Source organism: Yoonia sp. (assembly GCF_036007805.1).
In the GTDB taxonomy this organism is placed as follows: domain Bacteria; phylum Pseudomonadota; class Alphaproteobacteria; order Rhodobacterales; family Rhodobacteraceae; genus Yoonia.
The window spans coordinates 46,387-56,760 of sequence record NZ_DASYOK010000160.1; the positions used below are offsets into that span (position 1 = coordinate 46,387).

Here is a 10,374-nt window from a genome sequence, read left to right on the forward strand (position 1 = left end):
GGCTGGTCCTTATCTGGGTCAGGGAAACAAGACCTGATCCTGCCCCTCTTGCCAAGGCGGATATTTCGTCATGATCGCGCGAAACCGTTCGGATGCCAGAAAATCGTCAAGCCAGGCGGTCAAAGGCCCAAGCCCCTGCGCGTCGAACCATGCGCGGTCTGTGTTCGCGAACTGCCGCACGAAGGGCAGGATTGCCATGTCGGCCAGTGTGCGCCTGTCGCCCATCACGAATGCGGACTGCGCAAGGCGGTCGTTCAGGTCGGTCAGGAACGTCATCGCCTTGGCGCGCTCGTCGTCCTCGCAGCGGTCAGGAAAGCGGACGGCGTATTTGGTGTGATCCAAGGCGCTTTTGAACGGACCATCGTTCAGGTCGATCAGGGCGTGGCCCTCGCGCGGCATATCAAGCCAGCCCTCGGGGTCATTGCGGCCCAATGCCCAGAGCATGACATCGCGGCTTTCCTCGATCACGCGGTCCCCGTCCTGCACCACAGGCACCGTGCCTTTGGGTGAGGCAGCCAGAAAAGGCGGGGGCTTCTCTCGTAGCAGGATTTCCTGTAGCGCCACCTGACACCCGCTGGACTGGATCGCAAGGCGGGCGCGCATCGCGTAGGGGCAGCGCCGAAAGCTCCAAAGGATCGGCAGCGTTGTCATGCGGTCAGCTGCGTGCCTGCAAATCCGGTGATCTGCGCCTGCACGATCTGGCTTTCGGGCTGGTCGGTGTCGAACACCACTTCAGTGAATTGCGCGGTGCGACCCATCCGCGCATTCTCCATCAGCACCTGATGGGTCTTACCCTGCTGGGCGCGCAAATGCCGCGTGACTTGCGCCTCACCTGCCGCGCGCAAGGCGGCAGCGCGGGTTTTGATCAGCTTGCCATTCACCTGCGGCATCCTCGCAGCAGGCGTGCCTGGGCGCGGGGAGTAGGGAAACACATGCAGCCATGTCAGGTCGCAGTCTGCGACAAGCGCCAGAGAATTGGCAAACATCGCCTCCGTCTCGGTCGGGAAGCCTGCGATGATATCGGCGCCATAGGTCATGTCGGGGCGCAGTTTGCGCGCCTCTTGGCAAAAAGCGATAGCATCGTCGCGCAGGTGGCGGCGTTTCATCCGTTTCAGGATCAAGTCGTCGCCATGCTGCAAGGACAGATGCAAATGCGGCATCAGGCGCGGCTCGGTGGCGATGGCCTGCATGAGGTTGTCATCCACCTCGATACTGTCGATCGAGCTGATCCGCAGACGCGGCAGATCCGGCACCAGTTTGAGGATCCGCATGACCAGATCGCCCAGTTTCGGCGTGGCAGGCAGATCGGCGCCCCAACTGGTCAGATCGACGCCTGTCAACACGACTTCGTTATAGCCTGTATCGACCAGCCGCTTGATCTGATCCACCACAACGCCAGCGGGGACCGAGCGGGAATTGCCGCGGCCATAAGGAATGATGCAGAACGTGCAGCGATGGTCACACCCGTTCTGGACCTGCACATAGGCACGGCTGCGGGTGCCGAAGCCGTCAATCAGGTGGCCCGCGGTTTCTGTGACCGACATGATGTCGTCAACCTGCACAGGTTCGGTCTGCCCGATAAGATCGGGGGCCATGCCTGCCCATGTGGCCGGGTCCATCTTTTCGGTATTTCCGATAACGACATCGACCTCTGCCATATTGGCGAAAGTGTCGGGTTCTGTCTGGGCGGCACATCCTGTGACAATCAGCTTGGCATCAGGGTGATCGCGGCGGAGTTTGCGGATGTCCTGACGTGCTTTGCGCACGGCCTCTGCCGTCACGGCGCAGGTATTCACCACTATGGCGTTATCCACGCCGGCCGCTGTCGCAAGTTCCTTCATCGCCTCGGTCTCATAGGCGTTCAGGCGGCAACCGTGGTTAGAGAATATCGGCGCTGTTTTCACCATCAAAGCCGCCAGACGCCGTCAAAGACATGTGCAGTCGGCCCTGTCATCCAGACACCATCATCACGCCAGTCGACATGCAGGGTGCCGCCATCCAGATCAATCCTGACGGACCGCCCTGTCAGCCCGCGCCGCGCGGCAGCGACAGCTGTGGCACAAGAGGAAGAGCCAGAGGCCAGCGTCACACCGACGCCGCGTTCCCAAACGCGCATCCGCAGGTGATCGGGGCCGATAACGCTGGCAAATTGCACGTTGGTACGTTGCGGGTAGAGCGGGTGGTGTTCGATTGCGGCCCCTTGGGTGGCCAGATCAACGGCCTCGGCATCCGCGACAAAGAAGGTGCAATGCGGGTTCCCCATGCCGGTTGCTGTTGGCGCGCCGTCAATCGGCAGTTCAAGCGTGTCCATTGCGCGCGCCAGCGGCACATCCTGCCAGTCAAGCTGGGGATGCCCCATGTTCACCGACGTCTGGCCATTGCCTGCATCCAGTGCCTGCAAGATACCGCGCTCGGTTTGCAGGGTCAGCGCATCTGTGCCGCTCTGATCCATCAGATACCGTGCTATACAGCGCGTGGCGTTGCCGCAGGCCCCTGCCAACGATCCGTCGCTGTTCCAGAATGTCAGCCGCACATCGGCCTCGGGCGTATGCGACAGGACGGCAAGTTGGTCAAACCCGACCCCGCGATGGCGGTCTGCGATGGCAATGGCCACGTCTGCATCCACGCGCGGGGTGATTCCCCGTTCGTCCACGACAACAAAGTCGTTTCCCAGCCCGTGCATCTTCATAAAGGGCAAATATGATGAGTCGTTTGCGGTCATGGCGGCGATATATGCCAAGGCAGACAAGTTATCCAGCAGTCAGGGGAATTTGGGGGTTGACCGCACCCCCGTGGCTTTCTAGATACCGCCCTCAGTGGGCCGTTAGCTCAGTTGGTAGAGCAACTGACTTTTAATCAGTAGGTCGATGGTTCGAACCCATCACGGCTCACCACTTATCCTCTGATAGATGCGGATTTATGCCAAGCCCACGCCTGGGTGTTTCCGCGCGTACGCCATACTTATTGCACAAGAAAACGGTGGCTGAGCGGCAGGCTTGCTGCGCCAAGAACGCGGGCATCGGGGCCACGCGTGCCTGTTGCGATATCGGGTCTGTCCATGCCGGTCATATCCAAAGTCGCAAGATGCGCTTTCGTCTGTGCGGTCACCTCCGCGCAGAGAGCGCGGGGCATCCATCCATCAATCATGACCAGTTCAAGATCGACAATCGCCTGCGTTGATTGGATTGCCTGTGCAATTGCGTGCGCACATTGCGCGGTCCATTCGGCGACAATGTCTTCGGGGAAATCCCAGTTTTCAGGGTCGACCCACATCTGTTGGGCGTCGACACCGTTTTTGACAAGCGCCTCTTCCAGTGTGGCCAAAGAGGCAAGCTCGATCATCGGGCGTGATACGCCATTGCGGTCGGGGATATTCAGGGGCCCGAAACTTGCGGCATTGCCGGTTGATCCTGTGTAAAGCGTGTTGCGCAGTACCAGACCGCCGCCAATGAAGAACGCGATAAAGAAGCAGAGCGTATTCGCAGGCAACGGATTTTCCCCGAACACCATCTCGGCGCTACAGGCCGCTGTTCCGTCGTTCTGCAAGAAGACAGGCATCCCGAGCGCTTCGGCAATCTCTGTCTGTAAATCGCGGTATTCCCAGTTGGCCATGCGTTCCGCGTCCACGCCGATATGCTCGGGCCAGCTCCAGAGAAAGAAGGGCATTGCAATGCCCAGGCCCGCGATCCGCGATCTCAGGCGTGCAGGAAGCCGGGCGCGTAGTGATTTTGAAGACGTTTTGGCAAATTGCAGAACCTTATCGAAATCAGGGTAGTCATAGATCTGTTTTTCGCGGTCGATGATTTGACCGAGGAAATCAATGGCGACCATCTCGACAGAGCGACGCCCCACTTTCATTCCCAGAAAAACGACACCCGAGGGGTTCAGCGAAAGGGGCACAGACGGTTGTCCGATTCGGCCACGTGAAGGCGTGCCGCGCAGAATAAGGCCATCGTCCTCAAGTGATCCGATCAGGCGGGCAACGGTTTGGGCTGACAAACCTGTGCGGCGCGCAATATCGGCTTTCGCCATGTCGGAGTTTCGGCGCAAGAGGCTGAGGACAACGCGCTCGTTTCGTTCGCGCATGCCGCCTTGATTGGTGCCGCGCTCAAATGTCGCGTCGTCCGATTCGTCCCTGTCCGGTTCCTGAATTCTGTCCATCGCACCCAACTATTCTTTGGCTTCACCACGCAATAACATATTAAATAACTCTCTGGAAGTTAGTTATTGACAGTCTGCCGGAAAAGCTTCAGTTTCTCGTCTCACGGGAACGACTACAAAGGTCATGGGAGGACCATTATGTTTAAATCCACAAAGACAGCCCTTTTGGGCGGTGCAATTGCTATTGCGAGCAGTGGCGCAGCATTTGCTGACGCACACGGACCATCCGCTTGCTTGATTACAAAGACAGACACCAACCCTTTCTTCGTAAAGATGCGCGAAGGTGCCGAGGCTGCTGCCGCAGCTGCGGGCATGACGCTGAGCTCTTTCGCAGGGCGTATTGACGGTGACCACGAAACACAGGTTGCTGCGATCGAGACCTGCATCGCAAACGGCGCATCCGGTATTCTGCTGACAGCGTCCGACACATCATCCATCGTTGGTGCTGTGACCCAGGCCCGTGAAGCAGGCCTGTTAGTCATCGCGCTCGATACACCGCTTGATCCGATTGATGCCGCCGACGCGACATTCGCGACCGACAACTTCCTTGCGGGTGAGTTGATCGGCCAGTGGGCTGCAGCGACACTTGGTGATGAAGCCGCAAACGCGAAAATCGCGATGCTTGACCTTGCTGTCAGCCAGCCAACTGTCGGCGTGCTGCGCGACCAAGGCTTCTTGCAGGGCTTTGGTATTGATCTCGGCGACCCGAACAGATGGGGCGATGAAACTGATCCGCGCATCGTTGGCAACGACGTCACCGCAGGTAACGAAGAAGGCGGCCGTCGTGCGATGGAAAACCTTCTCGCTGTCGATCCGATGATCAACGTGGTCTACACGATCAACGAACCGGCCGCTGCCGGTGCCTATGAAGCGCTGCGTTCTATCGGTCGCGAAAACGACGTGTTGATCGTGTCTGTCGATGGTGGCTGCCCGGGTGTGCAGAACGTCGCTGACGGTGTGATCGGTGCGACATCGCAGCAGTATCCACTGTTGATGGCGTCCAAAGGGATCGAAGCGATTGCGGCATATGCAGCAGACGGTACATTGCCTGAAAACACACCGGGCAAGAACTTCTTTGACACCGGCGTTGCTCTGGTCACCGACCAGCCAGCAGAAGGCGTTGACAGCATCTCTGTTGCCGAAGGCATGGAGCTTTGCTGGGGTTAAGACCCTGACTCATTCTTGTTAAACTTTGAAAAGGGCAACGTGTTTGCCCTTTTCTTTAGGAAGCTGAATTTGCCGTTCACGCCGTTGCAACGTTGGGGAGCATGATGCCAAACGATTCCGATAACTATGAATCTGTTGTCAAAACGGAGCGCGCTGAAACAGTCGCTGCGTTTGTGGATAACCGCAAAGGGTTCATACACAATTTACAGCACTTGCTGCACGTCAATCCCGCGCTTGTGCCGTTGTTTGTGCTTGTCGCTTCGATTGCCGTGTTCGGACTACTTTTAGGGTCCACTTTCTTTTCGCCCTTCGCGCTGACACTTATCCTGCAACAGGTGCAGATCGTCGGTATCGTTGCGGCTGCGCAATCTTTGATCATCCTGACGGCAGGTATCGACCTTAGCGTCGGCGCAATCGCCGTTTTGTCGAGCGTGATCATGGGGCAGTTCACCTTTCGATACGGTGTTCCGGTCGAGGCTGCGATTGTCATCGGCCTTGCCTTTGGCACCCTGATCGGCACGATCAACGGATGGCTTGTTGCGGTGATGAAGCTACCGCCCTTTATTGTAACGTTGGGGATGTGGCAGATCGTCTTGGCAGCCAACTTCCTCTACTCTGCGAACGAGACAATCCGCAGTCAGGATATTGAGGCTGAAGCACCCTTGCTCCAGTTCCTTGGCACGACTTTCAAAGTCGGCGCGGATGCGAATGGCAGCGGCGGCGCCACGTTTACCTACGGCGTGATCGCCATGATCCTTATTTTTGCTGTGCTGACTTACGTGCTCAGCCAAACGGCATGGGGCCGACATGTCTATGCCGTGGGCGATGACCCCGAGGCGGCACAGCTTTCTGGTGTGAACGTGCGTTACACGCTGATTTCGGTCTATGCTGTCACCGGTTTCATCTGTGCGATTGCAGGCTGGGCGCTGATCGGGCGGATCGGTTCTGTTAGCCCGACATCGGGGCAACTTTTGAATATTGAGAGCATTACGGCCGTTGTGATCGGTGGCATCTCGCTCTTCGGGGGGCGCGGGTCGATCCTTGGGCCGCTCTTTGGTGCGCTGATTGTGGGTGTCTTTACGCTTGGCCTGCGCCTTGCGGGGGCGGACGCACAGTGGACTTATCTCTTGATCGGCGTTCTCATCATCGGCGCTGTTTCCGTGGACCAATGGATCAGAAGGGTATCGGCATAATGGAACCGGTTTTGAAAGGACGCGGGCTTGTCAAACGCTATGGCAAGGTCACCGCATTGGATCATTGCGATTTCGATCTCTACCCCGGTGAAATCCTTGCAGTGATCGGCGATAACGGTGCGGGGAAATCATCGCTGATCAAATCCGTATCGGGTGCGGTGGTCCCTGATGAGGGCGAAGTGTTCCTGGATGGCCGGAAGGTGCAGTTCAATTCACCCACAGAAGCGCGCGAAGAAGGTGTTGAGACCGTCTATCAGACGCTTGCGATGTCACCTGCCCTTTCCATTGCGGACAATATGTTCATGGGGCGCGAATTGCGCAAACCGGGGTTCATGGGCAAATGGCTGCGCCAGCTTGACCGCCCCCGGATGGAGAAAATCGCCCGCGAAAAGCTGTCGGAGCTGGGCTTGATGACGATCCAGAACATCAATCAGGCGGTTGAAACACTGTCTGGCGGCCAGCGCCAGGGTGTAGCCGTGGCGCGCGCTGCTGCGTTTGGATCAAAGGTCATCATTCTGGATGAACCGACGGCTGCCTTGGGCGTGAAAGAAAGCCGCAAGGTGCTTGAGCTGATCAAGGACGTGAAGGCGCGCGGCATTCCGATCATCCTGATCAGCCACAACATGCCGCATGTGTTCGAGGTCGCGGACCGCATCCATATCCACCGTCTTGGCAAACGCCTGTGTGTGGTCAAGCCGTCCGAAGTTACAATGTCCGATGCTGTCGCGCTGATGACCGGAGCAATGACACCCGATGAAATTGCCGCCTGAGACACTTGCAAAACAGGCGCTAGAACATGTTTTGCATTTGCCGGACGGGCGCAAACTGATTGCGATTGCAGGCCCACCCGGTTCGGGGAAGTCCACCGTGGCCGAGGCCCTGCACCATCTCTTGGGTGAGCAAGGCAAAACATCTGCGGTGGTTCCGATGGACGGGTTTCATCTGGATAACGCGGTCTTGGATGCGCGCGGTCTGCGGGCGCGAAAAGGTGCCCCCGAAACCTTTGATGGTGCGGGTTTCTGTAATCTGGTGAAGCGGATTGCACATGACGACACGGACATTGTGTATCCTGTCTTTGACCGGTCTCAGGATATCGCGATTGCTGGCGCGGCAGTCCTGTCAAAAGACGTGGAATACGTGCTCTTTGAGGGCAACTACCTGATGCTTGAGGGTGATCCTTGGGGTAAGTTGGCGCATTTCTGGACAAGCTCTATCTGGATTGACGCACCAATTGCGGAACTCGAACGCCGGTTGATGCAACGCTGGCTCGACGAAGGATTCTCTGAGGCGGAGGCGCGTTTCAAGGTCGGTGAAAACGATCTGCTCAATGCGAAACACGTGCAATCTAACAGCCGCGCTTGCGATTTGGCGCTCTAGTGCGGGCCGAGCGTATTGGACGCAGGGTCACATACCGCTGAACCGCTGCTTTTGCTTCACAAAATCGCAGGACCGGATAATCTCTCCCGAATGCTTTTGGGAGGAAGCCAGTGACAGACCAGACACGCCCATGGACGGCCTTTTACGGCCCGTCCGTACGCAAGACGATCGACGCGCCCGAATTCCGCACAATCGGTGATTTCATCAGTGCGACTGCCGCTCTTTACGGTGACCGCCCTGCGTTTACGACCTGCCTGCCCAACGGCATGAATGGGACATTAAGCTATCGCCAAGCGGATGAAATGTCCGATGCGCTGGCTGTATATCTGCGCGAGATCGCAGGGTTGAACACCGGCGACCGCGTGGCCATTCAGGTGCCCAACTGCCTTGCTTATCCGATTGCGGCTATGGCGGTGTTCAAGGCCGGGTGTATCCTGGTCAACGTGAACCCACTCTACACGCCCGAGGAAATGGCAAAACAGTTCGCCGATGCCGAACCGTCAGCCATCATTGTGGTCGATATGTTCGCCGACAAGCTGGTCGAGGCGATGCAGGGCCACCCGATCCCGAATGTCATCGTCACCCGTGTTGCCGAATATTTTCCGGCAATGCCCCGTGGAATCGTGGGTCTCGTCCAGAAATACTGGGACAAGACAATCACCCCGATCACGATCCCCCACATCCGGCTGCCGGAGGCCGTTAAGGCGGGCCGCGCAAAACATGCGCAGACGCACAATGCGCTGGAAAGCTATCGCCAGACAATCGACCCCGATGATGTGGCCTGCCTGCAGTACACGGGTGGCACCACCGGTGTGTCCAAGGGGGCGATGCTGACCCACAGCAATATTCTGATGAATATGGAACAGACGATGGAGCTGATCGAGCAGTTCGAGAAGGGGCGCGAAGTCGCCTTGACTGCACTGCCGCTTTATCACGTCTTTGCCTTTACCGTGAATTTCCTGGGCATGTTTTCGCAAGGTGCGCACAATATTCTGATCCCGAACCCCCGCCCGCTCAGCAACCTCAAGCGTGCGTTCGAAAATTATAAGATCACATGGATGAGCGGTGTAAATACGCTGTTCAATGGCCTGAATGGTGAAATCTGGTTTCAGGATACGCCGCCCAAGCACCTGAAGTTCGCCTCTGCTGGCGGCATGGCTTTGCAGGGTGCGGTCGCCGAACGCTGGGAAAAGGTAACAGGTAAGCCGGTGCTGGAAGGCTATGGTTTGACGGAATCCTCGCCTGTTCTGACATTCAATCCGTTTGGTAAAACGCGCCTGAATTCGATTGGTGTGCCAGTGCCTTCGACGGAGTTGAAATGCGTGGATGAGGACGGCGTTGATGTGCCCCAAGGTGAGCCGGGTGAATTGATTGCCCGCGGGCCGCAGATCATGAAGGGCTATTGGAAAAAGCCCGAAGAGACCGCCAAGACAGTCCAGAACGGCTGGCTGCTGACCGGCGATATCGGCGTGATGGAAGAAGACGGTTATTTCCGCATCGTTGACCGCAAGAAGGACATGATCCTTGTCTCGGGCTTCAATGTTTATCCAAACGAGATCGAGGATACGCTGGCCAACCATCCGGGCATCGAAGAAGTCGCGGTGATCGGCGTGCCTGATGGTGCCTCGGGTGAAGCTGTGAAGGCCTTTGTCGTCAAGCGTGATGCGACGTTAAGCAAAGACGCCGTGCGTGCCTACTGCAAGGAACATCTGACGGGGTACAAGGTACCCAAAGCGGTCGAGTTCCGCGAAGAACTGCCAAAATCGAACGTCGGAAAGATCCTGCGCAAGGACCTGCGCGCCGAAGAACAAGCCAAAGTGGAGAACGCATAATGGTTGGACCACTTGAACAAGCCATTCTGGCGCTGATGATTTTCGTGATCATGCTGGGGATGGGCGCATCGCTGACCCCGCGTGACTTTACGCTGGCGTTGAAGCGGCCATACGGATTGATGATCGGTGTTGTGTCGCAATACGGGTTCATGCCGCTAATCGGCTTTATCCTTGCGACAACCTTGCCTGTGTCGGACACGATCAAGATTGGTATCCTGATCATGGCTTGTATGCCGGGCGGGACGACCTCGAACATCTTTACCTACTTCTCGAAGGGTAATCTGGCACTTTCGGTGCTGATGACAGTAACATCAACGGTCTTTGGTGTTCTGCTGATCCCGCTGGTGCTGGTTCTTTATGCTGGCGCGCTTGATCTGGATATTCCGCGCGAAAACATCATTGCGACACTGGTCCTTCTTCTGGTGCCTGTCGCCATCGGGATGGTCCTGCGCAAGTTGAACGCCAACGTGGGCGCTGTGACCGAATTTATGGGCTCGATGCTGGCGATCTTCTTCATTCTTTTCCTGATCGTATCGTGGATTCCCCGCAACTGGGAGTTCCTGCTCACGACGACATGGGCCACCTATTTCGGGTCCATCGTGCTGGGTCTGTTTGGTTTTGCGCTGGGCTACGGGTTCTCGATC

Annotated in this window: 10 protein-coding genes and 1 tRNA gene; 7 read left to right on the forward strand and 4 right to left on the reverse strand. The window is 57.4% G+C overall.

All coding sequences use genetic code 11. The annotated features are described in order from the left end of the window. Window positions 1-18: 18 nt before the first annotated feature. The 3 genes from VGP75_RS09565 to dapF are packed head-to-tail and all read right to left on the reverse strand — an operon-like array spanning window position 19 to window position 2,722. Window positions 19-651: a glutathione S-transferase gene (locus VGP75_RS09565; RefSeq protein WP_327543442.1), complete on the reverse strand. Its 633-nt coding sequence runs from the start codon at window positions 649-651 to the stop codon at window positions 19-21. After that, entirely contained in the window at window positions 648-1,907 is a 1,260-nt protein-coding gene (mtaB, locus tag VGP75_RS09570; RefSeq protein ID WP_327543443.1) for a tRNA (N(6)-L-threonylcarbamoyladenosine(37)-C(2))-methylthiotransferase MtaB, read from the reverse strand. The genes VGP75_RS09565 and mtaB overlap by 4 nt, the downstream gene beginning before the upstream one ends. Continuing rightward, window positions 1,907-2,722: a diaminopimelate epimerase gene (gene dapF / locus VGP75_RS09575; RefSeq protein WP_327543451.1), complete on the reverse strand. Its 816-nt coding sequence runs from the start codon at window positions 2,720-2,722 to the stop codon at window positions 1,907-1,909. The genes mtaB and dapF overlap by 1 nt, the downstream gene beginning before the upstream one ends. 96 nt (window positions 2,723-2,818) lie before the next feature. Here dapF and VGP75_RS09580 point away from each other — a divergent pair. Beyond that, window positions 2,819-2,894, forward strand: a tRNA-Lys gene (locus tag VGP75_RS09580). A 67-nt stretch (window positions 2,895-2,961) separates the two neighbouring features. Here the strand turns inward: VGP75_RS09580 and VGP75_RS09585 are convergent. Next, a complete protein-coding gene (locus VGP75_RS09585; protein ID WP_327543444.1) occupies window positions 2,962-4,161 on the reverse strand; it encodes an ROK family transcriptional regulator in 1,200 nt (399 codons plus the stop codon). Between the two features lie 138 nt (window positions 4,162-4,299). Between VGP75_RS09585 and VGP75_RS09590 the strand changes: the two genes are divergently transcribed. From VGP75_RS09590 to VGP75_RS09615, 6 genes are all read left to right on the forward strand, one after another. Next, entirely contained in the window at window positions 4,300-5,328 is a 1,029-nt protein-coding gene (locus VGP75_RS09590) for a sugar ABC transporter substrate-binding protein (RefSeq protein ID WP_327543445.1), read from the forward strand. Between the two features lie 104 nt (window positions 5,329-5,432). Beyond that, on the forward strand, window positions 5,433-6,521 hold the full coding sequence (locus tag VGP75_RS09595; RefSeq protein ID WP_327543446.1) for an ABC transporter permease: 1,089 nt from the start codon (window positions 5,433-5,435) through the stop codon (window positions 6,519-6,521). Then, window positions 6,521-7,291 carry an ATP-binding cassette domain-containing protein gene (locus tag VGP75_RS09600; protein ID WP_327543447.1) on the forward strand — a complete coding sequence of 257 codons (771 nt, stop codon included), beginning with the start codon at window positions 6,521-6,523 and terminating at the stop codon, window positions 7,289-7,291. The genes VGP75_RS09595 and VGP75_RS09600 overlap by 1 nt, the downstream gene beginning before the upstream one ends. Beyond that, on the forward strand, window positions 7,275-7,898 hold the full coding sequence (locus tag VGP75_RS09605; protein ID WP_327543448.1) for a nucleoside/nucleotide kinase family protein: 624 nt from the start codon (window positions 7,275-7,277) through the stop codon (window positions 7,896-7,898). Before VGP75_RS09600 ends, VGP75_RS09605 begins: the two co-directional genes overlap by 17 nt. Window positions 7,899-8,008: 110 nt before the next feature. After that, window positions 8,009-9,730 carry an AMP-binding protein gene (locus VGP75_RS09610; RefSeq protein WP_327543449.1) on the forward strand — a complete coding sequence of 574 codons (1,722 nt, stop codon included), beginning with the start codon at window positions 8,009-8,011 and terminating at the stop codon, window positions 9,728-9,730. Further along, window positions 9,730-10,374, forward strand: a 645-nt coding sequence (locus VGP75_RS09615; protein WP_327543450.1) for a bile acid:sodium symporter family protein, incomplete at its 3' end; no start/stop codon positions are given. The genes VGP75_RS09610 and VGP75_RS09615, both read left to right, overlap by 1 nt.

Excerpts from the sequence above, each read along its gene's own strand:
- VGP75_RS09605 (WP_327543448.1), top strand. The coding sequence starts at position 7,275 with ATGAAATTGCCGCCTGAGACACTTGCAAAACAGGCGCTAGAACATGTT.
- VGP75_RS09590 (WP_327543445.1), top strand. The coding sequence starts at position 4,300 with ATGTTTAAATCCACAAAGACAGCCCTTTTGGGCGGTGCAATTGCTATT.
- VGP75_RS09565 (WP_327543442.1), bottom strand. The coding sequence starts at position 651 with ATGACAACGCTGCCGATCCTTTGGAGCTTTCGGCGCTGCCCCTACGCG.
- mtaB (WP_327543443.1), bottom strand. The coding sequence starts at position 1,907 with ATGGTGAAAACAGCGCCGATATTCTCTAACCACGGTTGCCGCCTGAAC.
- VGP75_RS09585 (WP_327543444.1), bottom strand. The coding sequence starts at position 4,161 with ATGGACAGAATTCAGGAACCGGACAGGGACGAATCGGACGACGCGACA.
- VGP75_RS09600 (WP_327543447.1), top strand. The coding sequence starts at position 6,521 with ATGGAACCGGTTTTGAAAGGACGCGGGCTTGTCAAACGCTATGGCAAG.
- dapF (WP_327543451.1), bottom strand. The coding sequence starts at position 2,722 with ATGACCGCAAACGACTCATCATATTTGCCCTTTATGAAGATGCACGGG.
- VGP75_RS09595 (WP_327543446.1), top strand. The coding sequence starts at position 5,433 with ATGCCAAACGATTCCGATAACTATGAATCTGTTGTCAAAACGGAGCGC.